Annotated in this window: 20 protein-coding genes and 2 tRNA genes; 13 read left to right on the top strand and 9 right to left on the bottom strand. The window is 69.5% G+C overall.

Translation table 11 applies throughout. The features are described 5' to 3' along the window. Window positions 1–198: 198 nt before the first annotated feature. Both K8640_RS27230 and K8640_RS27225 read left to right on the top strand, forming a co-directional pair. A complete protein-coding gene (locus K8640_RS27230) occupies window positions 199–2835 on the top strand; it encodes an ATP-binding protein (protein ID WP_324289132.1) in 2637 nt (878 codons plus the stop codon). Window positions 2836–2855: 20 nt separating this feature from the next. Then, on the top strand, window positions 2856–3692 hold the full coding sequence (locus K8640_RS27225; protein WP_223749730.1) for a hypothetical protein: 837 nt from the start codon (window positions 2856–2858) through the stop codon (window positions 3690–3692). 7 nt (window positions 3693–3699) lie between these two features. Here the strand turns inward: K8640_RS27225 and K8640_RS27220 are convergent, their stop codons facing one another. After that, entirely contained in the window at window positions 3700–6441 is a 2742-nt protein-coding gene (locus K8640_RS27220) for a protein kinase domain-containing protein (RefSeq protein ID WP_223749729.1), read from the bottom strand. Then, a complete protein-coding gene (gene hemL, locus K8640_RS27215) occupies window positions 6425–7720 on the bottom strand; it encodes a glutamate-1-semialdehyde 2,1-aminomutase (protein WP_223749728.1) in 1296 nt (431 codons plus the stop codon). Before hemL ends, K8640_RS27220 begins: the two co-directional genes overlap by 17 nt. Window positions 7721–7958: 238 nt before the next feature. On the opposite strand from hemL, the gene rraA reads away from it, so the two are divergent. The 8 genes from rraA to K8640_RS27175 all read left to right on the top strand — a co-directional run bounded on the left by rraA (window position 7959) and on the right by K8640_RS27175 (window position 16435). Further along, the gene (gene rraA / locus K8640_RS27210) at window positions 7959–8459 is read left to right on the top strand and encodes a ribonuclease E activity regulator RraA (protein WP_223749727.1); all 501 of its coding nucleotides are present in this window, start codon (window positions 7959–7961) and stop codon (window positions 8457–8459) included. Window positions 8460–8829: 370 nt separating this feature from the next. Then, window positions 8830–10077, top strand: a complete 1248-nt coding sequence (locus K8640_RS27205) for an ABC transporter substrate-binding protein (protein ID WP_223749726.1) — start codon at window positions 8830–8832, stop codon at window positions 10075–10077. Further along, on the top strand, window positions 10064–10870 hold the full coding sequence (locus tag K8640_RS27200; protein WP_074948513.1) for an ABC transporter ATP-binding protein: 807 nt from the start codon (window positions 10064–10066) through the stop codon (window positions 10868–10870). The genes K8640_RS27205 and K8640_RS27200 overlap by 14 nt, the downstream gene beginning before the upstream one ends. A 17-nt stretch (window positions 10871–10887) precedes the next feature. Then, complete coding sequence (locus K8640_RS27195) at window positions 10888–11658, top strand: ABC transporter ATP-binding protein (RefSeq protein WP_223749725.1); 771 nt, start codon at window positions 10888–10890, stop codon at window positions 11656–11658. Further along, window positions 11655–13475 (top strand): long-chain fatty acid--CoA ligase, encoded by a 1821-nt coding sequence (locus tag K8640_RS27190; protein ID WP_223749724.1) that lies wholly within the window; start codon window positions 11655–11657, stop codon window positions 13473–13475. The genes K8640_RS27195 and K8640_RS27190 overlap by 4 nt, the downstream gene beginning before the upstream one ends. Further along, window positions 13472–14365, top strand: a complete 894-nt coding sequence (locus K8640_RS27185; RefSeq protein ID WP_046710593.1) for a branched-chain amino acid ABC transporter permease — start codon at window positions 13472–13474, stop codon at window positions 14363–14365. Before K8640_RS27190 ends, K8640_RS27185 begins: the two co-directional genes overlap by 4 nt. 21 nt (window positions 14366–14386) lie before the next feature. Continuing rightward, a complete protein-coding gene (locus K8640_RS27180) occupies window positions 14387–15475 on the top strand; it encodes a branched-chain amino acid ABC transporter permease (protein WP_223749723.1) in 1089 nt (362 codons plus the stop codon). A 42-nt stretch (window positions 15476–15517) separates the two neighbouring features. After that, on the top strand, window positions 15518–16435 hold the full coding sequence (locus K8640_RS27175) for a transporter (RefSeq protein WP_141330198.1): 918 nt from the start codon (window positions 15518–15520) through the stop codon (window positions 16433–16435). 475 nt (window positions 16436–16910) lie between these two features. Here K8640_RS27175 and K8640_RS27170 read toward each other — a convergent pair whose 3' ends face one another. Genes K8640_RS27170 through K8640_RS27150 form a run of 5 tightly spaced genes read right to left on the bottom strand, consistent with a single transcriptional unit; the run spans window position 16911 to window position 22986 of the window. After that, the gene (locus K8640_RS27170; protein WP_223749722.1) at window positions 16911–18005 is read right to left on the bottom strand and encodes a Zn-dependent alcohol dehydrogenase; all 1095 of its coding nucleotides are present in this window, start codon (window positions 18003–18005) and stop codon (window positions 16911–16913) included. Window positions 18006–18037: 32 nt separating this feature from the next. Continuing rightward, the gene (locus tag K8640_RS27165; RefSeq protein WP_223749721.1) at window positions 18038–19456 is read right to left on the bottom strand and encodes an aldehyde dehydrogenase family protein; all 1419 of its coding nucleotides are present in this window, start codon (window positions 19454–19456) and stop codon (window positions 18038–18040) included. A 32-nt stretch (window positions 19457–19488) separates the two neighbouring features. Further along, window positions 19489–20685 (bottom strand): 3-oxoadipyl-CoA thiolase, encoded by a 1197-nt coding sequence (locus tag K8640_RS27160; RefSeq protein WP_223749720.1) that lies wholly within the window; start codon window positions 20683–20685, stop codon window positions 19489–19491. A 5-nt stretch (window positions 20686–20690) separates the two neighbouring features. Then, window positions 20691–22214: a 3-hydroxyacyl-CoA dehydrogenase gene (locus K8640_RS27155; protein ID WP_223749719.1), complete on the bottom strand. Its 1524-nt coding sequence runs from the start codon at window positions 22212–22214 to the stop codon at window positions 20691–20693. Between the two features lies 1 nt (window position 22215). Then, window positions 22216–22986, bottom strand: coding sequence for an enoyl-CoA hydratase (locus tag K8640_RS27150; RefSeq protein ID WP_223749718.1), 771 nt, complete (start codon window positions 22984–22986; stop codon window positions 22216–22218). A 106-nt stretch (window positions 22987–23092) separates the two neighbouring features. Between K8640_RS27150 and K8640_RS27145 the strand changes: the two genes are divergently transcribed. Genes K8640_RS27145 through K8640_RS27135 form a run of 3 tightly spaced genes read left to right on the top strand, consistent with a single transcriptional unit; the run spans window position 23093 to window position 26109 of the window. Further along, window positions 23093–23944 carry an IclR family transcriptional regulator gene (locus K8640_RS27145; protein WP_141331840.1) on the top strand — a complete coding sequence of 284 codons (852 nt, stop codon included), beginning with the start codon at window positions 23093–23095 and terminating at the stop codon, window positions 23942–23944. Between the two features lie 11 nt (window positions 23945–23955). Further along, window positions 23956–25113: an acyl-CoA dehydrogenase family protein gene (locus tag K8640_RS27140; RefSeq protein WP_223749717.1), complete on the top strand. Its 1158-nt coding sequence runs from the start codon at window positions 23956–23958 to the stop codon at window positions 25111–25113. Between the two features lie 36 nt (window positions 25114–25149). Next, the gene (locus K8640_RS27135; protein WP_223749716.1) at window positions 25150–26109 is read left to right on the top strand and encodes an alpha/beta fold hydrolase; all 960 of its coding nucleotides are present in this window, start codon (window positions 25150–25152) and stop codon (window positions 26107–26109) included. Between the two features lie 102 nt (window positions 26110–26211). Here K8640_RS27135 and K8640_RS27130 read toward each other — a convergent pair. Continuing rightward, a tRNA-Arg gene (locus tag K8640_RS27130) sits at window positions 26212–26286 on the bottom strand. Window positions 26287–26304: 18 nt separating this feature from the next. Next, window positions 26305–26377 (bottom strand) — tRNA-Glu (locus K8640_RS27125). Window positions 26378–26523 lie beyond the last annotated feature (146 nt).

The raw sequence follows: 26523 nt of genomic DNA, 5'->3' as shown, positions 1-26523 counted from the left end.
GGGTGTGGCTGCGGGAGGGCGGCCCGCCCGCATTCCCTTGCATCCATCCAAGGACGGTCCAGGCGGCTGGATATGTCCTGACAGACGTTGGATGTAAGGGAAAACCGCGAGTCGTTGGCCGCGTCTGTGGTCTGGTCATCGAAGCGCGGGCGGGTGCACTTCTCGACGCTTGCACGCGGTGGAAGAGTCGTGGGTGCCGTGAATCCATCCCTCCGGGGCGGGGCCCCCTATGGCTCCTTCGACGAGATGTCCGTGGGCGTTTGCGTCATCCGCGAGCGCTGCTTCGTGTATGTGAATGACGCGCTGGGCATGTTGGTGGGGCACCCGCGCGAGACGCTGGTGGGCCGCCCGGCGACGCTCCTCCTGACGGAGTCGAGCGTGATGGAGGTCACCGAGCGCCAGTCCCGCAGGCTCCGCGGCGAATCGGTCCCCAGCACCTATGAGGCCGCGCTGCGCACGGCCACCGGAGAACGACAGGTGGAGATGACCCTCATCCCGAGCGGCCCGGACTGGGTGGCGCTGGTCCGCGACGTCACGTCCCGCAGTCAGCGCAGGGGCGTGCTGCAACGACTGGCGGAGCTGGGCGCGGGGCTCCCCTCGCTGCGCACCGAGGGCGAGGTGCTGCGGCGGATGTTCTCCGGGCTGGAGGAGCTGGGGTTCGCCTTCGCGTGGCTGTCTCCCGAGGGCGAGGGCGTCCGGCTGGGACAGACCTATGTCCCCATCCCGTTGGTTCCGCCGGACGCGCGGCAGCTGAGCGGCAGGTGGGTGCGGGACGTGGTGGGGCGCTGGCCGACGATGCTGGCCCGGGCATGGAAGGAGGGCTCGGCGTACTCCGAGGACTTGTCGGTGGAGGTCGGCCACTTCCTGGAGGGCGCGCTGGCGGAGGAGGCTCGCGGCGTCCTGTCGCGGGCGAGCACGTCCCACACCGTCGCGGTGCGCATCGACGTGGAGGGACGTCCCCGGGCGATGCTGGCCCTGGCGGGGGACTGGCTGCGCGAGGAGGAGCTCGCGCCGGTGCGGCTGTTTGGCGCGCAGGTGTCCGCGGCGCTCGACGCGGCGCTCACCATCTCCCGACTGTCCGCGCAGAACAACGCGCTGGCGGCGCTCAACCGGCTGGCGTCGGAGGCGGCGTCGGCGCCCCACCCTCGCGCGTTCTTCGGCCCGGGCACGGAGGAGATTGTCGGGCTGGTCGCCTGTGACGCGGTGACCATCCTGCTGCCGCAGGACCACGGGATGGAGGTGACGTACGCGCGCGGGATGGACCTGGAGGAGGCGGACACGGAGCGCTTCGCGCGGCTGTGGCTCGCGGGCGGGCTGTGCACGCAGGCGCAGCAGGAGGGTGCGCCCCGGGTGCTGGAGACACGCGAGTGCCCGGACGGGCTGCGTGAGGATTTGCAGCAGCGCGGCTTCCACACCGTGGTCATCATCGCGCTGCGCGTGCGCTCGCGCGGCGTGGGCACGCTGAGCGTCCTGTTCCGGGAGCCGAGGACGCTCACGCCGCTGGAGCTGGAGACGCTCCAGGCCATGGGCACGCACTTCGCCGCGGCCATCGAGACGCATCGGCTTCTGCAGGAGCTGCGCGGGCGCGCGGAGGACATGGCGCTGCTGCACGAGGTGGCGCGCGCGCTGGCCACCACGCTGGAGCTCGACAAGCTGCTCGCCACGGGCGTCACCAGCCTGGCGCGCATCATCGACACACCGGATGCATACGTGCTGATGCCGGACCCCTCGGGTGAGTGGCTGGAGGTACGCGCGGTGAGCGGCAGCCACCCGGAGCTGCTCGGGCGGTGTCTGCCCGCGCGCGCGCCGGACAGCTCCGCGACGGGGCTGGCCTATCTGACGCGCGAGCTGCTCATGGTGGAGGAGGCCATCACCGACGTCCGGGTGGACCAGGACCTGCGCGAGAGCGCCTCCGCGCAATCCTTCCTGATACTGCCGCTGGTGGTGCGCGAGCGGCCCGTGGGGGTGATGGTCGCGTCGGAGACCCGGCGCACCCGGCGCTTCACGCCCGCGGAGGTGGAGCGCGCGAGCGCCATCGCCAACCAGCTCGCGCTGGCGCTCGAGGGCGCTCGGCTGGTGGAGGACCTGAAGGACAGCTACGTGGAGCTGGCCCGGACGCAGGAGCAGCTCGTGCGCCGTGAGCGATTGGCGGCCCTGGGCGAGCTGTCCGCGGTGGTGGCCCACGAGGTGCGAAACCCGCTGGGCGCCATCTTCAACTCGGTGGCCTCCATCCGGCGCATCCTCGGGCCGGACAGCCCCGCCGAGCCGCTGGTGGACATCGTCGCGGAGGAGGCCGACCGGCTCAACCGCATCGTCGCGGACCTGCTCACCTTCGCGCGGCCGCCCGCGCCCCATCCACATCCGGTGCCCCTGGCACCGCTGGTGGAGGACGCGGTGCGCGGGGCGCTCGCGGAGTCTCCTGGCGCCGTGCGGGTGGAGCTGGATTTGGAGGAGGACGTGCCGCCGGTGACGGTGGACGAGCGGATGATGCGACAGGCCTTCCTCAACCTGGCCATCAACGCCATGCAGGCCATGCCCCAGGGTGGACGCCTGCGAGCAGCGGTGCGCAGGGCGGCCGGCTCGCCCGAGGTGATGGTGGAGTTCAGCGACACCGGCCCGGGAATCACCGCCGAGGTGCGCGCGCGCATCTTCGAGCCCTTCTTCACCACCAAGGCCAAGGGCACGGGGCTGGGGCTCGCCGTGGTGAAGCGCATCATCGAGTCGCACCAGGGTCACCTCACCCTGGACTCGCAGCCGGGAACCGGCACGTGCTTCCGGCTCTACCTGCCGCTGGAGGCACCCGCGTCCTCGCGTCCACTGCTCGCCGTCCCGTGATTCCTCGAGAAGGAAGGTCCATGCTCCGTCCTGTCGGCGTCCTGGTCGTGTTGCTGTGTCTCGGGAGCATCCCCGCGCGTGCGGAGCCGCGCACGTCCCTGCGGTTCGTGGGTGAGCTGGGCTTCCTCGACGTGCTCTCGCACAGCCTGCGCCAGGGGCGGGATGGGACGCTGTTCCGCTACACGGAGGATGGCGGACAGGACAACCTCTACACCTTCGTGCGCCTGTCGGCGGAGCTGACGCTCGGCAAGCGACACACGGTGGGGTTCCTGGTGCAGCCGCTGTTGTTCGACACGGACGTGGTGCTGCGCCGCGACGTGCGCATCGACGCGCTCACCTTCCCCGAGGGGACTCCGCTGAACGTGCGCTACAGCTTCCCCTTCTATCGGGCCAGCTACCTGTTCGACCTGCTCGGGGTCTCCGAGGACGAGCTGGCCGTGGGTGTCTCATTGCAGCTGCGCAACGCGAACTTCGTCTTCACGTCGGCGGATGGGACGCTGCGGCGGGCGACTCGCGACGTGGGGCCGGTGCCATTGCTCAAGGTGCGCGGGAAGTGGGCGCTGAGCGAGCGGTGGTGGCTGGGATTGGAGGCGGATGGGAGCTATGCGCCCACGGCCCTCATCAACGGGGATGACAACTCCGACACCACGGGCGCGCTGCTGGATGCGTCGGTGCGCGGTGGGATTCGGGTGACGCCGCAGCTGGAGGCCTTCCTCAACCTGCGCTACCTGGGCGGCGGCGCGCGCGGCGTGTCCGATGACAATGACGACGAGTTCGGAGACGGGTTCACCAGCAATTGGATCTCCACGGCCACGGTGAGCCTGGGCTTCAGCTACCGGATGGCGGTGACGGACTGAGCGGGACCTACCGCCACACCGTCAGCCAGACCACGAACAGGCCTACCAGGGCCGCGCCAACGAACAGCGCCAGGGCGAGCCCGAGTCGAGGCGCCTGGAGCCAGCGCCCGGATGGGCGCTCGGGTTCGACCACGGGCGCCTCGTCCTCTCCGGTGATGGCGCGGACCAGCTCCAACCGACGGGCCTCGATGGCCTGGGTGGCCACCGTCTGGGAGATGTCGATGCCGAAGCCCACCTGTGTCTCCCGGGGCGCGCGCCTGGGGTGGGGGCTCGGCATGGCGGGAGTCACGGTGTCCTCGGACCTGGGGGCGCTGGCCCGCGCGGCGTGGACCTGCTTCTCGATGGCCACCAGGACCTTCGCGGCCTCGAGCGCCTCGGTGGCTTCGATATTGGTTTTAGGCGCGGCTCGCGGCGCTCCGGTGTCGACGCCGTATTGCGCGGTCCGCGACTCGATGGCCTCGATATCGAGCGGGAGCGTGATGGAGGGGTCGGCCGCCACCACACGCGGAGGCACGGCGACAGCGGTGGGCTCGTCCTCGTCGGCGAGTCGCCAGCCCTCTTCGTGCGCCGGCTCCGGACGGCTCGACGTGGGGATGACCGGGCTTCGCATCGCGCCCTGCGGCCCCATACCACGAGCGGCCTCGGTGTCCGCCCCCGGGTGACCCAAGCGGCGTCCGTCGACCTCCGTTCGCGTCGGTTCATCGTCGCCAGGACCTCGAGCACCCTGCGTGGGAGTCGGCTCGTCGACTCCGCGACCGGGTCCGCCAACCGCATGCGTCGGCTCATCATCGCCCGGCCCCGTGTTGCCCCGCCGAAGCGTCGGGACTTCGTCTCCGAGCCGTGGGCTCCCGCGCGCATGCATCAGCTCCGCATCACTTGGGGTCGCGCTCCCTCCACGAAGCGTGGGGAGGTCGTCTCCGAGCCCAGGCTTTCTCGCCGCGTGCGTCGGCTCATCGTCAGTCGAGGCAGCGCCCCCACCACGAAGCGTGGAGACGTCATCTCCGAGCCCGGGCTTTCTCGCCGCGTGCGTCGGCGCATCTCTCTCTGAGCCAGCGCTCCCACCGCGAAGCGTGGGGACTTCATGGCCGAGCCCCGGCCTGCCGCTTGCGCGTGTCGGCTCATCATCACCAGGCGCCGCAGCGCCTCCACGTAGCGTGGGGACTTCATCTCCGCGTCCCGACCTGCCGCTCGCGCGCGTCGGCTCATCATCGCCAGACGCCGCACTGCCACCACGAGGCAGACGGACGTCATCTTGGAGCCCAGGCCGACCACTCGCGTGCGTTGCCTCATCATCGCCGAGGCCCGCGGCTGAACCGCCGACACGCGACGGCCCGGTATCACCCGCCCCCGTTCGTCCACCCCGAAGCGTGGGCAGCTCATCCGCGCGCCTGGGCCTGTCCATCGCATGGGTCGGCTCATCCTCACCGGGGCCCGCGGCGGACCCGCTGACATGCCCCGTGCGCCCGCTCCGAAGCGTCGGGGCTTCGTCTCCGCGCCCGGGCCTGCCCATCGCGTGCGTCGGCTCGTCCTCGCCGAGACCCGTGCGCCCATCCCGCTCACGAATCGTCTCGTCGCCGCCGGGCCTCGCGCCCCCACCCCGCTCACGAATCGTCTCGTCCTCGGCCGTCGGCGCGGGGCCCACCTGGACGCGCTCGGACGGGACGAAGTCATCCGGCGTGTAGATGGCGTTGTGCTCGAACGCGAGCGCCGTCGGCGGCGCCAGCGTGGCCACGAGCTGCGGCTCGGTGTTCGTGCGCTTCGCCTCCTCGCGCAGCAGCTCCTCGAGCAGCGTCTCCTCCGCCTTCTTCTCCCGCGGGAAGACCAGCGCCAACAACTTCCCCAGCTCCGCGTCCCCCACCCCGGGCGCAAGCTTCGCCTTCAAGCGCGCCAGCTCCGCGCCCATCGCCGCCGCGTCCGGGAAGCGCTGCGCCGGCTCCGACGTCAGCGCCTTCGCCAGGAACGCCTCGATGCTCGACGGCAGCCCCTCCCGATGCTTCCCCGCCGGCTCCCACTGCGGATACGCCGCGCGCCGCCACCGCTCCACCGGGTCTCCCCGCTGCGACAGCGGCTTCCACGCGAACAGCTCCCACAGCAACACGCCCACCGCGTACACGTCCGCGCGCCGGTCCACGAAGCGCTTGCGCGCCTGCTCCGGCGACATGTACGTCAGGTTCCCAATCACCACCCGGGGCGCCGTCTGCTGCTCCTTCAGCGTGGACTGCGCCGCGCCGAAGTCGATGATCTTCACCTCGCCCGCGTAGCTGATGCACACGTTCGCCGGAGACAAGTCCCGGTGCACCAGGTGCAACGGATGCCCTTCCTCGTCCGTCGCGTCGTGCGCGTACGCCAATCCCTCACACAGCCGCTCGCCCAGGTGCAGCACGATGCCCAAGGGCATCATCCGCGCCAGCTGCCGCAGCCGATACGACAGGCGGCTGAGCGTCTTGCCGCGCACGTACTCCATCGACAGGTAGAGCTGCCCCTCCACCTCGCCCATCGCGTACACCCGGGCGATGTTCGGGTGCGTCAGCCGCACCACCACCCGGGCCTCGTCGCGGAAGCGCCCCACGAACTGGGGGCTCTCCATCAACTGCGGCAGGACCTTCTTCACCACACAGGCGCGCCGAGGGCCCTCCTCGCGCGCGAGGAAGACCTCCCCCATCCCTCCGGCGCCGATGCGGCGCACCAGGGTGTAGGGACCGAAACGAACAGGCCCCTCCAGGGGCGGAGGCTCAACCGGTCTGGCCAAGCGCGCGGAAGGCCTTTCTCGCCGCTCCCAGCACGTGCGCCACCTCCGCCTCGCCCATCGCCAGCGAGACGAAGGCCGCTTCGAACTGGCTCGGCGGCAGGTACACGCCCGCATCCAACATGGCGTGGAAGAAGCGACCGAAGCGCCCCGTGTCGGACGTCTTCGCGCTCGTGTAGTCGAACACCGGCTGCTCGGTGAAGAACACCGTCAGCATGCTGCCCACGCGGTTGACGGTGACGGGCACCCCCGCCTCCTTCGCCTCCGCGATGAAGCCCTCCTCCAACATCCGGCTCACCTGCTCCAGCCGCGCGTACGTCCCCGGCGCCGCCAGCGCCTTGAGGCACGCGAGCCCCGCCGCCACCGCCACCGGGTTCCCCGACAACGTGCCGGACTGGTACACCGGCCCGGCCGGCGCCACCTTGCGCATGACGTCCGCGCGGCCACCATAGGCGCCCAGCGGCATGCCGCCGCCAATCACCTTCGCCATCGTCGTCAGGTCCGGCTTCAGCCCGTACAGCTCCTGCGCCCCACCGCGCGCCAGCCGGAAGCCCGTCATCACCTCGTCGAGCACCAGCAGCACGCCGTGCTTCTGACACAGCGCCTGCAGGCCCTGCAGATAGCCCTGCTTGGGCACCAGCACGCCCATGTTGCCCACCACCGGCTCGATGATGGCGCAGGCGATGTCCTGGCCCTTCTCCTCGAAGATGCGCTCCACCGCGGCCAGGTCGTTGAAGGGCGCGGTGAGCGTGAGCTTCGCCAGCGCCGACGGCACGCCCGGCGAGTCCGGCAGGCCCAGCGTCTCCACGCCGCTGCCCGCCTTCACCAGGAACGGGTCTCCGGCGCCGTGGAAGCAGCCCTCGAACTTGAGGATGTGCTCGCGGCCGGTGAAGCCGCGCGCCACGCGGATGGCGGCCACGGTGGCCTCGGTGCCGCTGGACACCAGCCGCACCATCTCCACCGCCGGCATCGTCGCGCAGATGAGCTCCGCGAACTCCACCTCGCCCGCGTGCGGCGCGCCGAACGACGAGCCGCGACGGGCCGACTCGATGATGGCCTCGACGATGGGCGGGTAGGCGTGGCCGAGGATGAGCGGCCCCCAGCTCCCCACCAGGTCGACGTAGCGGTTGCCGTCCACGTCGGTGAGCCAGGCGCCCGAGCCCTCGCGGAAGAAGACGGGGTCTCCTCCGACGCCACGGAAGGCGCGCACCGGGGAGTTCACTCCGCCCGGGATGCGCGCCTGCGCGCGGGCGAACAGGGACTGGCTGTGAGCGTGATTCATGTGGGTTCCATAGCACGCGCCGCGAGGCGAGCCTCCCTCCGAGTAGCCTGCCCCCATGCCCGCCCCTTCTACGGCCCATCGACCGCCGCCCGCGTTGACCCTTCGTCAACGTATCCCCGGGGAATCACACCAGAACGCACATCGGCGTGATGCCGATGTCCCGGGGGCTGGACACGGGGGTGATACAGCGCTGTGACGACGACGGCCCCGAGGCCACCCTTCCCAGGAGAGCAGCCCCATGGACTTCAAGACGGCGGACCTGTGTGACACGCACGCGGGCACGGCCCACTTCCAGGTCGCCGAGCCCGGCTTCATCGACTTCGGCGGACGCACCACGTTCACCGGCCCCATCAGCACCGTGCGCGCCCCCGAGGACAACTCGCTCGTGCGCAAGGCCCTGGAGGAGAAGGGCAACGGCCGGGTGCTCGTGGTGGATGGCGGTGGCAGCCGCCGCTGCGCGCTGGTGGGGGACCAGCTGGCGCTGCTCGCGCAGCAGAACGGCTGGGCGGGCGTGGTGGTGAACGGCTGCATCCGTGACTCGGAAGAGGTGGGCCGCATGGCGCTCGGCGTGAAGGCGCTGGGCACGCACCCGCTCAAGAGCTTCAAGCGCAACGAGGGCCAGCGCGACGTGGAGGTGCGCTTCGCGGGCGTCACCTTCCGCCCCGGACACCACCTCTACGCGGACGCGGATGGCATCGTCACGTCGGAGACCGCGCTGCCGGAGTCGTCGCTGGACTGAAGCGCCCCGCGTGCGGGACACGTGGCTTTCCACCAGGTGGGAAACCACACGCCCGGGTGGGCCACGTGTTCGCTGGACTGGGAGGACCGCCGCCACCGGCGTGTCCCCGTCCGCTCCTCCTGACAAAGCACATCCAGGCTGCGCGCCGCGCGCCTTGCGCGATGCATCATCCGCGCGAGACATTTCGCCGTGCGAAACACAGTCAAAACACGCCGCCGAGAAGTTCCGCCCTGCGAAATACAGCCATCGAATTACCGGTGACTGTCTTTTCTCTTCCGAGCGAGTGTGGTTACTGTGCCGCCACGAATCTGACGGGGAGGTTGCGATGCAACGGCTCGTGGTCGGACTCCTGGCGACAGCTCTCTGCTTGATGGCTTGCAAGAAGGAAGAAGCTCCGGCTCCGGAGGGCACGCAGACACGCCCCGCCGCCCTGTCGGACATCAAGACAGACAAGGGTGTCGACCTGGAGAAGAAGGTCGTCTACATCGGCGCGCTCAACGACGAGAGCGGTCCTGGCGCCGCCATCGGCAAGCCCTTCGCCGCGGGCAAGCGGCTGCTCGCGAGGCAGGTGAACGCGGGGGACTCGGGGCTGTTGCCGCCGGGCTGGCGCGTGGAGCTGGTGGAGCGCGACCACGCCTACAACCCGCAGAACGCGGTGCAGGCGTACAGCGACCTCCACGAGCAGGTGCTGTTCCTGGGCACCAGCTTCGGCACGCCCAACACCCTGCCCCTGCGCGACAAGCTCACGGCGGACAACGTGGTCGCCTTCCCCGCGTCACAGTCGTCGGAGATGGCGCGGCACCAGTACACGCCGCCCATCGGCGCGTCCTACAAGCTGGAGGCGATGCGCGCCCTCGACTGGGCGGTGGAGCACGCGGGCGGCGCGGACAAGGTGAAGGCCGCCATCGTCGCGCAGGGCGACGACTACGGGAAGGACGGGCTGGAGGGCTGGACGGAGGCAGCGAAGCACCACGGCGTCACCGTCGTCTCGCAGCAGAGCGTGGCGCCAGGGCAGAAGGACTTCGCCGCCGTCGTCACCGCGCTCCAGCAGTCCGGCGCCAACTACGTGCTGCTCACGGTGCTGCCCGGGGCCTCCGGTCCCATCCTCGGCACGGCCGCGCAGCTCAAGTATCAGCCGACCTGGATTGGACAGACGCCCGCGTGGGTGGACCGCTTCTTCGACCCGAAGGTCATCCCCGCGCCCGTCTTCGCCAACTTCTACTGGGCCACCGGGCTCACCTTCTGGGGTGACGACGTGCCGGGCATGAAGGACTTCATCGCGCTGCACGCGAAGTACCCCGACACGCCGAAGGACTTCTACACGCTGGCGTCCTACGTCCAGGGCCGCGTGCAGTTGGAGGCGCTGAAGGCCGCCATCGAGGCGAAGGACGTCACGCGCGCCGGCTACCTCAAGGCGCTCAGGAACATCCAGCGCACCACCGCGGGCGGCCTGACGGCGGAGCCGGTGGACCTGTCCCGCTTCCCCTACGCGACGGCGCTGGAGGTGCGGGTGCTCAAGCCCGTGCTGAACCAGGGGAGCTGGAGTGTCGTCGCGGGCTACGCGCCGCCCAAGGCGCTGGGCACGCCCGCCGCGAAGGCCGCCGATGACAGCAAGTAGTCCTCCGCTGCTGCGCGTGCAGAACCTCCAGGTCGTCTACCACTCGGCGGTGCGTGCCTTGCGAGGCATCACCCTGGAGGTCCCCCACCAGGGCGTGGTGGCCCTCCTCGGACCCAACGGCGCGGGCAAGTCCACCGCGCTGCGCGCCATCAGCGGCCTGCTCGACCTGCACGACGGCGCCATCACCCAGGGCCGTGTCGAATTGTCCGGGCGGGATTTGCTGGCCCTGTCCACCGACGGCCGCGTGCACGCGGGCGTGGTGCAGGTGCTGGAGGGCCGGCGAATCCTGGGCGAGCTGTCCGTGGAGGAGAACCTGCTCGCGGGCGGCTTCGGCATGGGCGCGCAGGCGCGCAAGGAGCTGGTCGAGTCCGCCTACTCGCGCTTCCCCGTGCTGCGTGAGCGGCGGCGACAGAAGGCGGGCTACCTCTCCGGCGGTGAGCAGCAGCTGCTCGCCATCTGTCGAGGGCTGATGCGCAGGCCCCGGGTGCTGTTGTTGGACGAGCCCTTCCTGGGCCTGTCGCCGAAGGCGGTGGGCGAGGTGTCGGAGCTGATTCAGCGCATCGCCGCCGAGGGCGTGTCGGTGCTGCTCGTCGAGCAGAACGCGCGCGTGGCGCTGGGCATGGCCAGCCACGGGTACGTGCTGGAGACGGGCAAGGTGGTGCTGGACGGGCCGGCGGAGAAGCTGCGCGAGGACCCGGACGTGCAGGAGTTCTACCTGGGCTTCGGCCGCGAGGGGCAGCGCGGCTACCACGAGCTGAAGCGCTACCGCCGCAAGCGTCGCTGGTTGTCCTGAAACGTGAAGGGTGAAGCATGGCCTTGCTGGAGCTCGACAACGTGGGCCTGTCCTTCTCCGGGGTGCGAGCCCTGGATGGAGTCTCGTTCTCCATCGAGGCCGGCGCGCTGCATGCCGTGATTGGTCCCAACGGCGCGGGCAAGAGCAGCCTCTTCAACTGCGTCAGCGGCATCCACCGGCACATGGAGGGACGCGTGCGATTGGAAGGACAGGCGCTCACGGGCCTGGAGCCGCCGGAGATTGCCCGGCGCGGTGTGTCGCGGATGTTCCAGAACCTGGCGCTCTTCGAGCACCTCACGGTGCTGGAGAACCTGCTGCTCGGCCGTCACCCGAAGTACCGCACCGGGCTCTTGCGTCACCTCTTCTGGACGCGCGGCGCGAGACAGGAGGAGGTGCGTCACCGCGAGAAGGCCGAGGAGGTCATCGACTTCCTCTCCCTGGAGCACTACCGGTGGATGCCCGTGTCGGTGCTGCCCTACGGCATCCGCAAGCGCGTGGAGCTGGGACGCGCGCTGTGCATGGAGCCGAAGCTGCTGCTCCTGGACGAGCCCACCGCCGGGCTCAACCAGGAGGAGACCGAGGACATGGCCAACCACCTGCTCGACATCCGTCACGAGCTGGGGGTGACGCAGGTGCTCATCGGCCACGAGCTGCGCTTCGTGATGGACCTGGCCACGCAGGTGACGGTGCTGGACCGGGGGCGCGTCATCGCGAACGGGCCGCCCTCGGCGCTGCGTGAGGACTCGCGCGTGCTCAGCGCGTACGTCGGCGGGGCGGTGGCGGCATGAGCACGGCGCTGCCGCTGAGCCTGCCGGGCCAGCTCTACCTGCGCGCGGAGCGGCATCCGCAAGCAGTGGCCATTCGCGAGAAGCGCCTGGGCATCTGGCGGGAGCTGTCCTTCCAGGGCTACCTGGAGCGCGTCGGGTGGACGGCGAGGATGCTGTGGGAGCTGGGCGTGCGCGCCGGTGACTCGGTGGCCATCCTGAGCGACAACCGGCCCGAGTGGCTGTTCACGGACCTGGGCGCGCAGGTGCTCGGCGCTCGCGGCGTGGGCATCTACCAGACGAACCCCGCCGCGGACGTGGCGTACATCCTCAACGACGCGCGCTGTCGCGTCGTGCTCTGCGAGGACCAGGAGCAGTACGACAAGGTGGCCGCCGTCGCCGACGAGACGCCCTCCGTCGAGCACGTGCTCGTCGTCGAGCCGAGAGGCCTGCGCGGCGTGGAGGACTCACGGCTGCGCCACTGGGAGCGCTTCCTGGAGGAAGGCCGCGCGCTGTTGGAGCGGGAGCCCGGGTGGCTGAAGGCGCAGCTCGCGGCGCGCAGTCCGGATGAGCCGGCGATGGTCATCTACACCTCGGGCACCACGGGCTCACCGAAGGGCGCGCTGGTGTCGAGCCGCAACATGCTGGAGGGCTCGGGGACGTTCACCTCGCAGCTCGGGTTGGGGCAGGAGGACAGCGTCGTCTCGTACCTGCCGTTGTGTCACGTCGCGGAGAAGCTGTTCAGCCTGCTGCTGCCCCTGACCGTCGGTGGCAAGGTCCACTTCGGCGAGGCGCTGGAGACGGTGCAGCAGGACGTGGCCGAGGTGTCCCCGACGGTGTTCCTGGGCGTGCCGCGCATCTGGGAGAAGATGCACGCGGTGGTGATGGTGAAGATGCGCGACGCCTCGTGGCTCAAGCGCACCTTGTTCGAGACCTTCACCCGCCTGGGCGCCGGGATTCGCGAGCGCGAGCGGACAGGACAGCGTCGCTGGTGGGACGCGCTCTTGTGGCGCGTGGGCGACCTGCTCGTCTACCGCCCGCTCCAGGAGCGACTGGGGCTGAGGCGCTGCCGCTTCCCCATCTCCGGCGCGGCGCCCATCTCTCCGGAGCTGCTCGCCTGGTACGACAGCGTGGGCGTCCGCATCTACGAGGGCTACGGGCAGACGGAGAGCGCGGGCACCAGCCACCTCAACATCCCGGGCGCGACGCGACTGGGCACCGTGGGACGTCCGGTGCCGGGCGTGGAGTGCCGGCTGGACGAGGACGGCGAGGTGCTGGTGCGCGGCAGCAACGTGTTCCTCGGCTACCTCAACAAGCCGGAGGCCACCGCCGAGGTGCGTGACGCGCAGGGCTGGCTGCGCACGGGGGACCTGGGGGAGATCGACGCGGACGGGTATCTGCGCATCACCGGCCGCAAGCGCGAAATCCTCATCACGTCGGGTGGGAAGAACCTGTCGCCCGAGCGCATCCAGAACGCGCTGAAGAACAGTCCGTACATCAAGGAGGCAGTGGCCATCGGCGACCGGCGGCCCTTCGTCACCGCGCTGGTGCAGGTGGACCCGGAGACGGTGGCGGACTGGGCGCTGCGCCGCAAGCTGGCCTTCACCTCGTACACGGACCTCACGCAGCGGCCCGAGGTGCGCAAGCTCATCGAGGAGGAAGTCACCCGCGCGAACGAGACGCTGGCGCGCGTGGAGCAGGTGCGGGCGTTCCGACTGCTCGAGCGCGAGATGACGCAGGACGCGGGCGAGGTGACGGCGTCCCTCAAGGTGCGCCGCAAGGCGGTGCTCGAGCTGCACTCCCAGCTGGTGGAAGAGATGTACGCGAGGACACGCGAATGACGCAGCTTCTCCAGCTCGGCATCTCCGGACTGGCGCTCGGGGCGAGCTACGCGCTCATCGCCCTGGGCTTCTCCGTGGTGTATCGGGCCTCCCGGCTCTTCAACTTCGCGCACGGCGAGCTGCTCGCGCTGGGCGCGTTCCTGATGACGGCGCTGGTGGAGGTGCTGCCCTGGTGGCTGGCGCTCGCCGCGTCCGCGTGTCTCACCGGTGGCCTGGCCGCGCTCCTGGAGCGCACGGTGCTGCGCCGCATGGTGGGGCGCCCTGTCTTCACCACCATCATCCTGACGTTGTTCCTGGGCCTGCTGCTGCGCGCGGGCATCGTCATCGCGTTCGGCACGGACACGCGTGGCATGCCCACGCCGTGGGATGCAATGGCGGAGGTGCAGGTGGGCAACGCCACCGTGCTGCTGTCCTCGCTGGTGTCGCTGGGCGCGACGACGGTGGTGCTGGTGGGGATGCACGCGCTGGTGCAGCGCACGCCGCTGGGCGTGGCGATGCGCGCGGCGAGCGAGAACCAGGAGGTGGCGCTGGTGCTGGGGATTCCGGTGGGCCGGGTGCTCGGATTCACGTGGTTCCTGGCGGGAGCGACGGCGGCGGTGGCGGGCGTGTTCCTGGGGATGTTCCCGCGCTCGGTGGACTCGAACCTGGGCTACGTGGCGTTGAGGGCGTTCCCCGCCATCATCGTCGGAGGACTGGAGTCGGTGGTGGGCGCGGTGGTGGCCGCGTTCATGCTGGGGCTCTTGGAGGTGCTGTCCCAGGCGTATGTGAATCCGCACCTGGGCGCCTTCGGGCACAACTTCCACGCCGTCTTCCCCTACGCCGCGATGATTCTGTTCCTGGTCCTGCGTCCGCGCGGACTGTGGGGCGAGCACGAGGTGCGCCGCGTCTGACGACGCGCGCGAGACGACATCATGCCAACGCGCCCCCTGGTGATTCGGTACGAGGACGACCTGAAGCTCTTTCCCGGCCTGTGGCAGCGGGCCGGACTGCTGCTGACGCTGGCCGTGGGGTTGAGCTACCCGTGGCTGGCGAGCACGCGGTGGCTCACCGTGGGCAACCTGGGGCTGGTGGCCATCGTGGGCGCCGCGTCGCTGATGGTGCTCACGGGCTTCGCGGGACAGGTGAGCCTGGGGCACGCGGCGTTCCTGGCGCTGGGCGCGTACACGGCGGCGGTGCTCGGCACGAAGCTGGGCTGGCCGTTCTGGTTGGCGTTGCCACTGGCGGGCGGTGTGTCCGCGCTGGTGGGCGTGGTGATTGGCGCGTTCGCGCTGCGGCTCAAGGGGCTGTACCTGGCCATCGTCACGTTGGGATTGGTGTTCCTGACGCAGCACGTGTTGCTCGCGTATCCGGAGGTGACGAGCGGGCTGAGCGGGACGGCGGTGCCGATGTACTGGTGGTTCCGCGACGAGACGGGCGCGGCGGCGTCGATGAGCACCGCGTGGAGCGTGGGCGGCGTGCGCTTCGGCTTCGAGCGGAAGCTGTACTTCCTCTTCGCGGGGCTCGCCGCGTTCACGGTGTGGCTGACGAAGAACCTCCAGCGCTCGGACAGTGGCAGGGCGATGATGGCGGTGAGGGACCAGGACCTGGCGGCGGAGGTGCTGGGGGTGGGGACGACGCAGGCGAAGCTGCAGGCGTTCGGCGTGTCGTCGTTCCTGGCGGGCATCGCGGGGGCGATGTTCGCGTTCCAGCAGCAATACATCACGGTGGAGCCGCCGTTCGATTTGAACCTCTCCATCCAGTACATCGCGATGATTGTGCTGGGAGGGGTGGGCACGGTGTTCGGCGCCGTCAGCGGCGCGCTCGCGTTCACGTTCCTGAGCCCGTTGGCGGAGACGGTGGGCGGCGCGATTCCCTTCGTGAATCAGCTCACGTCCGCGCAGCAGTCGACGGTGCTGCTGTCGCTGGTGGTGGTGCTAGTGCTGGTGCTCGAGCCCCTGGGGCTCTTCGGCGTGTGGCTGCGGGTCCGCCGGTACTTCCAGGCGTGGCCGTTCCGTTACTGACGCAAACCGTATCGACGACGTTCCTCGAGGGAGGGAATCACCATGAAGCGCATGCTGCTCAGTGTCCTGTTCGCAGTGCTGTTCTCGGCCACCGGGGCTCAGGCCCAGCAGGCGGACCTGCGAGACTACGAGGCGGGATTTTTCGTCCCGCACCGGGGCATCATCACCAACATGTATCTGCGTCACGTCTCCGCGTCCGGCGAGCGTGACTTCTCACAGCTCCAAGCGGCCTTCCGCGCCACGTACGTGCTGAAGTTCGGCGACCTGGTGGTGGTGCCGCTGGACTTGAGCCTGCCGGTGGTGGACGTGACGGTGTTCCAGGCGAACCCGGCGTCGCCCGCGGGTCCGAAGACGGCGCTGCGCGCCTCGGGCGTGGGGGATGTGACGTACATCCCGACGATTGGATATGGGTTGGTGCAGAACGCCGAGGACAACACGCACACGTGGTTCGCGCTCACGCCGTACGTCACGGTGCCGGTGGGCAGCTATGACAGCAACCGGCTGGTGAACATCGGGGCGAACCGGTGGGTGGTACGTCCGCAACTGGTCGCGGGTCAGCGATTCAAGAAGATCTTCACGGCGGAGCTGATGGGCAGCGTGGCGTTCCAGGGGGACAACGACGAGTTCCTGATTCCGAGCGCGGAGGGTGGCTCGAAGGTGGTGATGAGCCAGGCGCCGTCGTTCGGCGGCATCCTCCACCTGGGCATGGACCTGTCGTCCACGTTCTTCACGGGCGCGGGCTACATCGTCGAGGCGTCCGGCAAGCGCACCATCGACACGCCGGCGGGTGAGCTGGAGATCGCCAAGAGCACCACGGTGCAGTCGCTGCGGCTGACGATGGGCATCCGGCTGGAGAAGGCCTCCACGCTGATGCTCCAGTTCCAGCCGGACGTCGCCGCGTCCGAGGGCGTGACGAAGAGCCAGTTCATCGGCGCTCGGTTCACGCACGTGTTCTTCTAGAGCTGGCGTGAGTCAGTGCGGCACCAGTGGGCTCGATGCCTTGCCCCTGGTGCCCATGCCACCGGACGTCATAGCGTCGGTCGTGAGCCCCTATGACGACCCAGCACCAGGAACTTCTCGACGAGCTCGGGCGACGTCTCGAAGCCAGGGGGTTCAGCTTCTCCAGGCGCGCCTTCTTCGCTCCCTCGGGCATCTTCGTCACCACACCGCCACGACGCTCGGCACCTGAGACCGAGACTCGCGACGGTGAGTACACACTCGCCGACGTCTGGCTCTTCGACAGGTCGGTCCACCTGCTTCCCTGTGGAGACGCCTGGGAAGCTCGCGTCACACCTCACGGAGGCCCTCACTGGGTGCGCCGCACGGCGACCCTCGATGAGCTGGAATCCGTCGCGGTCGAAGCATTGGGGACCTCCAGGGTCCCCCCAAGTCCGGAGTGGCGCGTCGCCGAGGACTGGCTCGACTGAGCGTGGCCTCAGAACAGGACCACGCCCCGTGCATTCACTCCGTTCTTCATGTCCGTAAAGGCCTGGTCGAGCTGGTCCAGCTTGTACGTCGTCGTCACCAGCTCATCCAGCTTGAGCTTCTTCTGTTTGTAGAGGTCCAGCAGCCGAGGCATGTCGCGGTGCACATCCGCGGTGCCGAACCAGGAGCCGAGCAGCCGCTTCTCGAACAACGGCAGCACGAAGACGTTGAGGGAGATCTGCTCCTTCACGCTCCCCACGCCGACGACGACGCACGTGCCCGCCTTGCGCGTGCACTGGTAGGCCTGCTCGATGGTCTCCTTGCGGCCCACCGCTTCGTACGCATAGTCCGCGCCCCGCCCTCGCGTCAGCTCGCGGATGCCCACCACCGGGTCCACGCTCGTCGCGTCGATGACGTCCGTCGCGCCGAACACCTTCGCGAACTCCAGCTTCTTCGGGTGCACGTCCACCGCGATGATTCGCTCGGCGCCGGCAATCACCGCGCCCTGGATGATGTTCAATCCCACGCCGCCCGTGCCGAACACCGCCACCGTCGCCCCTGGCGGCATCTGCGCCGTGTTGAACACCGCCCCCACCCCCGTCGTCACCGCGCAGCCCACCAGCGCCGCCTTGTCGAGCGGCGCGTCCTCGGGGAGCTTCACCGCCGCCCGCGCCGGCACCACCGCGTACTCCGACAGCGCCCCCAGCGCGGAGAACACGTTCAGCTCGCGCGAGTCCTTGCGCAGTCGCGTGCTCCCGTCCGGCATCCGGTTGCCCGCGTTGATGCGCTCGCCGAGCTCGCACAGGTTCGGCCGTTGGATGCGACAGAAGTAGCACTCGCCACACTGCGCCACCCACGAGAGGACGACCTTGTCCCCCTTCCGCAGATGGGAGACCTCCTCCCCGACTTCCTCGACGATGCCCGCGCCCTCGTGCCCCAGCACACAGGGCAGCTTCATCTTCACCGTGCCGTTCACCACCGACAGGTCCGTGTGACAGACACCACAGGCCACCATGCGAACGAGCACCTCGCGCGCCTTCGGCGGCTCGAAGCTCACGTCGGTGACGGTCAGCACGTCCTTCTCGAAACACACCGCGGCCTTCATGGGGACTCCTGACTCGGATGAGGGGGACTGCGTCAGAGCTGCATCGCCTTGAGTTCCTGGAACTCCTCCAGCCCGTAGCGGCCGAGCTCTCGACCGTTGCCGGACTGTCGATACCCACCGAACGGAGCCAGCGGGTTGAAGCGTCCGCCGTTGATGTCCACCTGTCCGGTGCGCATCCGGCGCGCGACTCGCTTCGCGTGCTCCACGTCCTCCGACCAGACACCGCCGGCCAGGCCGTAGATGGTGCTGTTCGCGATGCGGACCGCGTCGTCCTCATCGTCGTACGGCAGGATGGCGAGCACGGGACCGAAGATCTCCTCCCTCGCGATGGTCATCTCCGGCGTCACGCCCGCGAAGACCGTGGGCTTCACGTAGTAGCCCTTCGGCAGGCCCTCGGGCTGCTCGGGCCCACCGGCGACGAGCTTCGCGCCCTCGCGAATGCCTTGCTGGATGTACTCACGAACGCGCGCACGCTGCGCCTCGGAGATGACGGGACCGAGCTTCGCCTCTCCCTGGAACGGGTCGCCCACGGTGAAGCTCGTGGCCACCTCCACGGCGAGGCGCGCCGCCTCATCGTGCAAGGCCCGCGGCACCAGCATGCGCGTGTGCGCCGTGCACGTCTGACCCGAGTTGAGGAAGCAGTTGCCCACCGTCCGCTTCACCGCGTTCTTGAGGTTCGCGTCCGCGAGGACGATGGACGCGGACTTGCCACCCAGCTCCAGCGACACGCGCTTCACCGTCGCCGCCGCCAGCTCCGACACCCGGCGTCCCGCTCGCGTCGAGCCCGTGAAGGACACCATGTCCACCTCGGGATGACGCACGAGCGCCTCGCCCACCACCGCTCCCGTTCCGGACACGAGGTTGAAGACCCCAGGTGGCAGCCCCGCCTCGTGGAGGATCTCCGCGAGCATGAACGCGTTGAGCGGCGCGACCTCGCTGGGCTTGAGGACCACGGTGCAACCCGCCGCCAGCGCCGGCGCCACCTTCGCGACAATCTGATGCAGCGGATAGTTCCACGGTGTGATGCAGGCGACGACGCCCACCGGCTCGCGCACCACCAGCGAGTTGCCCACCTGCTCCTCGAAGGCGTGCTCCTGGAGGAGCTGCACGTAGGTCCCCGTCACGGTGATGGGCGTGCCCACCTGGATGGCCTTCGACAGCGCCAGGGGCATGCCCACCTCGCCCGTCATCGTCCTCGCGAGCGCATCCTGTCGCTCCGTCAGCCCCGCCTGGAGCCTCCGCAAGAACGCCGCCCGCTCCGGGACGGTCAAAGAGGCCCAGGCCTCGAAGGCACCACGCGCCGCGCGCACCGCGCGGTCCACGTCCTCCGCCGTGCCCTCGGGAACGCGTCCCATCACCTCTTCTGTGGATGCGCTGAGCACGTCGATGTGCCCACCGCCTCGCGACGCCACCCACTCACCCTGGATGTAGAGCTTGTCGTAGACCTGCATTCGGTTCTCCCAACGTCAGAAGAGGAAGCCACTCACACGCGCTCGAGGACGGCGGCGATGCCCTGCCCCACCCCGATGCACATGCTGACGAGCGCGTAGCGCCCACCGGAGACCTGGAGCTGTCGCGCCGCTGTCAGGGCCAGTCGCGCACCCGAGGCTCCCAGTGGATGTCCCACGGCGATGGCTCCACCGTTCGGGTTCACCCGGCTGTCGTCCTCGCCCAGCTCCAGCAGCTTGAGGCAGCCGAGCACCTGCACAGCGAAGGCCTCGTTGATTTCGATGATGTCCATGTCCGACAGCGCCAACTGCGCCCGCTCCAGCGCCTTGCGCGCGGCCGGCACGGGCCCCAGTCCCATGGTGCGTGGCGGGACTCCCGCGATGGCGGCCGAGACGATGCGTGCCAGCGGCTTGCATCCCACGGACTCGCCGACACAAATCGAGCCGACGAGCAGCGCCGCCGCGCCGTCATTGATGCCCGAGGCGTTGCCCGCCGTGACGACCCCCTCCGCGGCCAGCGGCTTGAGTGTGGATAACTTGTCGAGCGTCGTGTCCGGGCGGGGATGCTCGTCGACCGTCACCGTGGTGACCGCCCCCTTGCGTCCCGGCAGCTCCACGGGGACCAGCTCTCCCGCGAAGAACCCCCGGGCCTGCGCCGTCGCGAACTTCTGCTGCGAAGCCAGCGCGAACCGGTCCGAGGCCGCGCGGCCGATGCCCAGGTCGCGCGCGATGTTGTCCGCCGTCTCCGGCATCGTGTCACCACCGAAGCGAGCCACCACGCGGGGGTTCGGGAACCTGGCACCCATCGTCGTGTCGAACACCTGGGTGTCGCGACTGAACGCCGACTCGGCCTTGGGCAGCACGAAGGGCGCACGGCTCATGCTCTCCACGCCCCCGGCGACGAAGAGCTCTCCCTGCCCCGTCATGACCGCGCGCGCCGCGTCCAGCACCGCCGCGAGCCCGCTGCCGCACAACCGGTTCACCGTCACACCGCCCACCTCGATGGGCAGCCCCGCGAGCAGCGCGGCGTGGCGCGCCACGTTGCGGCTGTCCTCCCCCGCCTGGTTGGTGCAACCGATGACGACATCCTCGATGTCCCCCAGCTCGAACGGGCCGCGCGTGAGCAGCGCGCGGATGACTCCGGAGAGCAGGTCATCGGGGCGAACAGGCGCCAGCGCTCCCGCGTGACGACCGAACGGCGTGCGCAACCCATCGTAGATATAGGCGCTCATGCGAATCACCTCTCCGGCGTGAGGAGGGAGACACCGAGCCGGGCTCGGCGGGACAACCATGGGCTCGCGCGATAGCGCGGGTCTCCGGAGGCGGCGTGGATGGCGTCCAGCACCTTCAACACGCGTCGCGGACCGAGCGCGTCACCCCAGGCCAGCGGTCCGAGCGGATAACCCAGCCCGAGCGTCACCGCGGCATCGATGTCCTCCGGGCTCGCGATGCGCTGCTGCGCGATGTCGCACGCGATGTTCACCACGGTGGCGAGCACCCGCTGCGCGACGAAGCCCGTGCTGTCGTGGATGCGCGCCACCAGCGTTCCATCCGCCCCGAGCAGCGCGAGCGCCGAGTCCAGGAACGCGGGCCGCGTCACCGGCGTCGTCATCACCGTGCGCCGACGCTCCGGACCGAACAACAGGTCCACCGCCACCGTGCGCTCGGGGTCCAGCTCCAGCGCCAGTGCCGTGGTCGTGGCGTCCCGCCCCAGCGGCGCGAGCAGGCACAGCGACTCCGGCGCGGGATGCTCTCCATCATCTGGGAACCAACCCGCCGCGCGCACCACGGCCAGCAGCGCCTCGCGCCAGCCGGGCTCATCGGCGGCCACCCACACCGGCCGCTGCTCTCCCTTCGGAAGCGCGGGCTCCGGCACGGAGTGAGGCCGTCCTCCCTCGTGGGAGTAGAAGCCCTGCCCGCTCTTGCGCCCGAGCAGTCCCGCCGTGAGCCGCTGACGCAGCACGTACGACGGACGGAAGCGCGGCTCCTGGTAGAACTGCTCGTACACGGACTCCATCACCGGGTGCGAGACATCAAGCCCCGTGAGGTCCAGCAGCTCGAACGGCCCCATCCGGAAGCCCGCCGCGTCCCGCAGCACGCGGTCAATCACCTCGAACGAGGCCACGCCCTCCTGGAGGATGCGCAGCGCCTCCGTGCCGAAGCCGCGCCCCGCGTGGTTCACGATGAAGCCCGGGGTGTCCGCCGCGCGCACCGGCCGGTGACCCAGTCGCCTCGCGAGCAGCACGAGCGCCTCGCCCACCCAGGGCTCCGTTCGCGCGCCCTCGATGACCTCCACCACCTTCATCAACGGCACCGGGTTGAAGAAGTGGAAGCCGCCGACGCGGCCTGGTCGCTCGCACACCGAGGCGATGGCCGTCACCGAGAGCGACGAGGTGTTCGTGGCCAGCAGGCACTCCGGCCCGACGATGCCCTCCAGGCGGGTGAACAGCGCCTGCTTCACACCGAGGTCCTCGACGATGGCCTCCACCACCACGTCACAGCCCGCGAGCGACGCTTCGTAGGGAACAGGCTCGAGCCGAGCCGTCGCCGCGCGCGCCTCCTCGGGCGACAGGCGACCCTTCGTCACCAGCATCTCGAGCGTCGACGCGACAGACGCGCGGGCCTCCTCCGCGGCCTGGGGACGCGCATCGAACAGGCGGACGGTGATTCCCGCCTGCGCGGCGAGCTGGGCGATGCCTCGACCCATGACGCCCGTTCCGACCAGTCCCAACGTGAGCGAGGGTGCTTGGACGTCGACCATGTCAGCGTCCCTCGAAGGCGGGCTTGCGCTTGTCCAGGAAGGCCCGCATGCCCTCCTTCTGGTCGCGCGTGGCGAAGAGGAGCTGGAAGGCCTTGCGCTCCAGGAGCAGCGCCTCCGCGAGGGACGCGTCCTGTCCCGCGAGGACCACCTCCTTGATTTGTCGCACGGCCAGGGGCGGCATGTTCGCCACCTTCCGCGCGAGCGTGAGCGCCCGCTCCAACACCTCCGCGTCGGGGACCACCTCGGTGACCAGGCCCATGGCCTCCGCCTCCCGCGCCGTCATCGGCTCGCCGGTGAGCAGCAGCTTCATCGCCTTGAACTTCCCCACCGCGCGCGTCAGCCTTTGCGTGCCTCCCGCCCCCGGCATGATGCCCACCCGAATCTCCGGCTGACCGAAGCTGGCGCTCTCTCCCGCGACAATCATGTCCGCGTGCATCGCCAGCTCGCAGCCACCTCCGAGCGCGAAGCCATTCACCGCGGCGATGACCGGCGCGGGGCACTCCGCCAGGGACTGCCAGAGCCACTGGGTGTCCCGCAGCAGCAGGTCCACCGGCGTCGCGTCCACCAGGGCCCGCAGGTCCGCACCCGCCGCGAAGAACTCCGGTCCGCCCGTCAGCACGATGCAACGCACCGCCGCGTCCGCGCCCAGCTCCCGGAAGGCCACGGACAATTCCTGGCGCAGCTCCAATCCCAATGCATTGCGGACCTCGGGACGATGCAGTCGCACCAAGGCGATGCCTTCCTCGGGCCTCTCGACGAGCACGTGGGACATGGTTGGATATTCCTTGTTTCGCTATGCGAAACTGAATTTCGCAGACCTTGACCCATTTGTACTGTCTGTTTATCGTGATGGCAATCCCGCTCTTGTCAGGACTGTCATGAGACGCTTCGCAGCCCCCTCATCTCCGCCCAGTGACGCCGGTGCCCCGTTCGTGGAGTCGCTGGAGCAGGTGAGCGAAGAGGAAGTGAAGGACCGTCAATTCGTGACGGCGCTCGCGCGTGGGTTGGAGATTCTGCGGGCCTTCACCCCGCAGCGCCCCATGCTCGGCAACCAGGAGCTCGCGGCGAGCACGGGGCTGCCCAAGCCCACCATCTCGCGGCTGACCCATACGCTGACGCGGCTGGGCTACCTCACGTACTCGGAGCGGCTGGGCAAGTATCAGCTCGGCACGCGGGTGCTCGCGCTCGGCTTCGCGGCGCTCTCCAACATGGGCGTGCGCGACGTGGCCCGGCCGCTGATGCAGGACCTGGCGGACTACGCGAACGTCCCGGTGTCGCTGGGCAGTCGGGACCGGCTCAACGTGGTGTACGTGGAGCACTGTCGCTCCACCGCGGCGGTGACGCTGCGGCTGGACATCGGCTCCAGGCTGCCGCTCGCCACCACGGCGATGGGACGGGCGCTGCTCGCCGCGCTCCCCGAGGGCGAGCGTCGCTACCTGATGGGACACATGGCCAAGCGCGAGCCGGAGAAGTGGCCGCGCCTCCAGGCGAGCATCGAGCAGGCGCTGGAGGAGTACCGCACGCACGGCTTCACGCTCTCCGTCGGAGACTGGGACCGGGACGTCAACGCGGTGGGCGTGCCGTTCATCGCGCCGGATGGCAGCGGGCTGTTGGCCTTCAACTGTGGCGGGCCGTCGTTCCTGTTGCCGCGTCAGCGACTGCTGTTGGACATCGGTCCCCGGCTGGTGAACCTGGTGCGCAACGTCGAGGCGGCACTGCAGCACCGCTGACAAGGACCACCATGCTCACCGCCCGCGAGGACGAGACCCTGGAGCAGCTGCTCTCCATGCTGGAGCGCTTCGTGAAGGAGCGCCTGATTCCCAACGAGCACCGCGTGGCGGACGAGGATGCCATCCCCCGGGACATCATCGAGGAGATGCGCGCCCTTGGCCTGTTCGGCCTGTCCACACCCGTGGAGTTCGGCGGCGTCGGGCTGAACATGAGCCAGGAGGTGCAGGTGGCCTTCGTGCTCGGACAGACGTCGCCCGCCTTCCGCTCGCTCATCGGCACCAACAACGGCATCGGCTCGCAGGGAATCATCCTGGATGGCACGGAGGAACAGCGGCGCAAGTACCTTCCTCGACTGGCCTCGGGAGAGATTGTCGGTGCGTTCGCGCTGACGGAGCCCAACGCGGGTTCGGATGCTTCCTCGTTGAGGACCACGGCCCGGCGCGAGGGCGACGTGTACGTGCTCAACGGCACCAAGCGCTTCATCACCAATGCGCCCGAGGCGGGTCTGTTCACGGTGATGGCGCGCACCAACCCGGACGAGAAGGGGGCCGCGGGCATCTCCGCGTTCCTCGTCGAGGCGGGCACCCCGGGGCTCATCATCGGTCCGTCGGACCGGAAGATGGGACAGAAGGGGACGCACACCGCGGACGTGCTCTTCGAGGACTGTCGTGTCCCCGCGACGCAGCTGTTGGGCGGCGTGGAGGGACAGGGCTTCAAGACGGCGATGAAGGTGCTGGACCGGGGCCGGCTCCACATCGCGGCGGTGTGCGTGGGTGTGGCCGAGCGGCTCATCCGGGAGAGCCTGCGCTACGCCATGGAGCGCGAGCAGTTCGGCAAGCCCATCGCGGAGTTCCAGCTCATCCAGGCCATGCTGGCGGACAGCCGCATGGAGGCCTACGCGGCGCGCTGCATGGTGCTGGACGCGGCCCGGCGCAGGGACGCGGGCCAGAACATCAGCACCGAGGCGTCCTGCTGCAAGCTGTTCGCGAGCGAGATGGTGGGGCGCGTCGCGGACCGCGCGGTGCAGATTTTCGGAGGGGCGGGGTACATCGCGGACTACGGCATCGAGCGCTTCTACCGCGACGTGCGCCTTTTCCGCCTGTATGAGGGCACCAGCCAGATTCAGCAGCTGGTCATCGCGCGAAATATGATGCGCGAGGCGACCTGAGCCGTCCGTTCGAGGCCTGGCCCCCTGGGAGTCTGCATGTCCGTGGCCATCGCAGTCCTCGTCGGCATCGTCGTTCTCGTGCTCGCCCTGCGGCAGTGGCTGCTCGTCCGCGAGTGCACGCCCTGTCCGAGCGAGGCCTTCGACGGGCACATCCACCGGGTGGGCAAGGCGGTCATCGCGGAGCGGCGCTGTGAGAACCCGCGTGCCACGGTGCTGTGCATGCACGGCTTCGTGGCGGACATGCGCTACTTCACGCGCCACTACGAGGACCCGGGGCTCCAGCTCATCCTGGTGACGAGCTGCGACTACCACCTGCCGATTACAGGTCCTCGCGAGGTGCCAGCGCCCTGGGCGAAGGTGCCGAGCGCTCCGGAGGGCACGATTGCCCACGACGCCGCCGTGCTGGTGCAGGCGCTGGAGCATCTGCCGAGGACGGACCAGGTGCGCGTCCATGGGCATTCGCGCGGAGGCGCGGTGGTGCTGGAGGCGGCGAAGCTGCGGCCGGACCTGTTCGAGAAGGTAGAGGTGGTGCTGGAGGCGCCCGTGCTTCCGCGTGCTCGTGCGTACACGCGCCTGACGCGGGCGCAGCTGTGGCTGCTGCCGTTCTTCATCCCGCTGTGGCGCCTGGCGCCCATCTCCCGGCACAACCGGGGGGCGTGGGGGCCGCTGGAGGATGCGCGCAAGCGCGAGCTCATCATGGCGTTCCCGTTCAATCCGAAGCGGGTGTCGACCATGCTGACCAACCTGGTGGACCTGGCTCGCTGGTTCGAGGAGCGCGACGAGTCGCTGTTCCGCAACGTGCGGCGCGGCACCGTGCTCGTCCCGGGGAAGGACCGGGTGCTGGAGTCCAGGTCGATGCTGGAGAGCGCGCAGAAGGGCCGTCCGGAGCTCGAGGTGGTGACGCTCGACGGGTGCAGCCACTTCGTGTTGTGGGACCGGCCCGATGCGCTGCCCGCGCTGGAGCGGCTGCCGGAGCGACCGTCCGCGACCGCGTGAGGTTTCGGGAGTGCACGCCCCGGGAGTCGAACCCGGCCAAGTCGGTATGTCGAACCGATGCCGTCGCCCGCTGGCTCGGCGTGCATGAAACAGATGAAACAGTGGTCCTGGCAGGAATCGAACCTGCGGCCTCTCGGTTCGCACCCGAGCGCTCTGAATCCGCTGAGCTACAGGACCTGAAGATGTCGCGAAGAGTGCCCCGTACGGGAGTCGAACCCGTCTTCCCGCATAGAGAGTGCGGTGTCCTGCGCCGATAGACGAACGGGGCGGCAGGTACTGCGAGAGAGGGAACCCGGAAACGAGAAGAGGCCGGGTCCCCTCTGGGAGCCCGGCCTCTGACTCGACTTTCGCCCTTTTGGGGTGGGATGCCCAAGCAGGGGGCCGAGAGGAGAGAGGGCTGAGGGTTGGTAAAGA

Origin of the sequence: Myxococcus sp. XM-1-1-1, from assembly GCF_020037095.1 — a bacterium.
Classification (GTDB): Bacteria; Myxococcota; Myxococcia; order Myxococcales; family Myxococcaceae; genus Myxococcus; species Myxococcus fulvus.
Note: the sequence above shows the minus strand (reverse complement) of the source record. Positions and strands in the feature narration are given on the sequence as shown.

What these genes read in the sequence shown, in the direction of transcription:
- K8640_RS27185 (WP_046710593.1), top strand. Translation starts at nt 13,472, where the DNA reads ATGACGCAGCTTCTCCAGCTCGGCATCTCCGGACTGGCGCTCGGGGCG.
- K8640_RS27150 (WP_223749718.1), bottom strand. Translation starts at nt 22,986, where the DNA reads ATGTCCCACGTGCTCGTCGAGAGGCCCGAGGAAGGCATCGCCTTGGTG.
- K8640_RS27155 (WP_223749719.1), bottom strand. Translation starts at nt 22,214, where the DNA reads ATGGTCGACGTCCAAGCACCCTCGCTCACGTTGGGACTGGTCGGAACG.
- K8640_RS27165 (WP_223749721.1), bottom strand. Translation starts at nt 19,456, where the DNA reads ATGCAGGTCTACGACAAGCTCTACATCCAGGGTGAGTGGGTGGCGTCG.
- K8640_RS27200 (WP_074948513.1), top strand. Translation starts at nt 10,064, where the DNA reads ATGACAGCAAGTAGTCCTCCGCTGCTGCGCGTGCAGAACCTCCAGGTC.
- K8640_RS27205 (WP_223749726.1), top strand. Translation starts at nt 8,830, where the DNA reads ATGGCTTGCAAGAAGGAAGAAGCTCCGGCTCCGGAGGGCACGCAGACA.
- hemL (WP_223749728.1), bottom strand. Translation starts at nt 7,720, where the DNA reads ATGAATCACGCTCACAGCCAGTCCCTGTTCGCCCGCGCGCAGGCGCGC.
- K8640_RS27180 (WP_223749723.1), top strand. Translation starts at nt 14,387, where the DNA reads ATGCCAACGCGCCCCCTGGTGATTCGGTACGAGGACGACCTGAAGCTC.
- K8640_RS27225 (WP_223749730.1), top strand. Translation starts at nt 2,856, where the DNA reads ATGCTCCGTCCTGTCGGCGTCCTGGTCGTGTTGCTGTGTCTCGGGAGC.
- K8640_RS27170 (WP_223749722.1), bottom strand. Translation starts at nt 18,005, where the DNA reads ATGAAGGCCGCGGTGTGTTTCGAGAAGGACGTGCTGACCGTCACCGAC.
- K8640_RS27190 (WP_223749724.1), top strand. Translation starts at nt 11,655, where the DNA reads ATGAGCACGGCGCTGCCGCTGAGCCTGCCGGGCCAGCTCTACCTGCGC.
- K8640_RS27175 (WP_141330198.1), top strand. Translation starts at nt 15,518, where the DNA reads ATGAAGCGCATGCTGCTCAGTGTCCTGTTCGCAGTGCTGTTCTCGGCC.
- K8640_RS27145 (WP_141331840.1), top strand. Translation starts at nt 23,093, where the DNA reads ATGAGACGCTTCGCAGCCCCCTCATCTCCGCCCAGTGACGCCGGTGCC.
- K8640_RS27195 (WP_223749725.1), top strand. Translation starts at nt 10,888, where the DNA reads ATGGCCTTGCTGGAGCTCGACAACGTGGGCCTGTCCTTCTCCGGGGTG.
- rraA (WP_223749727.1), top strand. Translation starts at nt 7,959, where the DNA reads ATGGACTTCAAGACGGCGGACCTGTGTGACACGCACGCGGGCACGGCC.
- K8640_RS27135 (WP_223749716.1), top strand. Translation starts at nt 25,150, where the DNA reads ATGTCCGTGGCCATCGCAGTCCTCGTCGGCATCGTCGTTCTCGTGCTC.
- K8640_RS27140 (WP_223749717.1), top strand. Translation starts at nt 23,956, where the DNA reads ATGCTCACCGCCCGCGAGGACGAGACCCTGGAGCAGCTGCTCTCCATG.
- K8640_RS27160 (WP_223749720.1), bottom strand. Translation starts at nt 20,685, where the DNA reads ATGAGCGCCTATATCTACGATGGGTTGCGCACGCCGTTCGGTCGTCAC.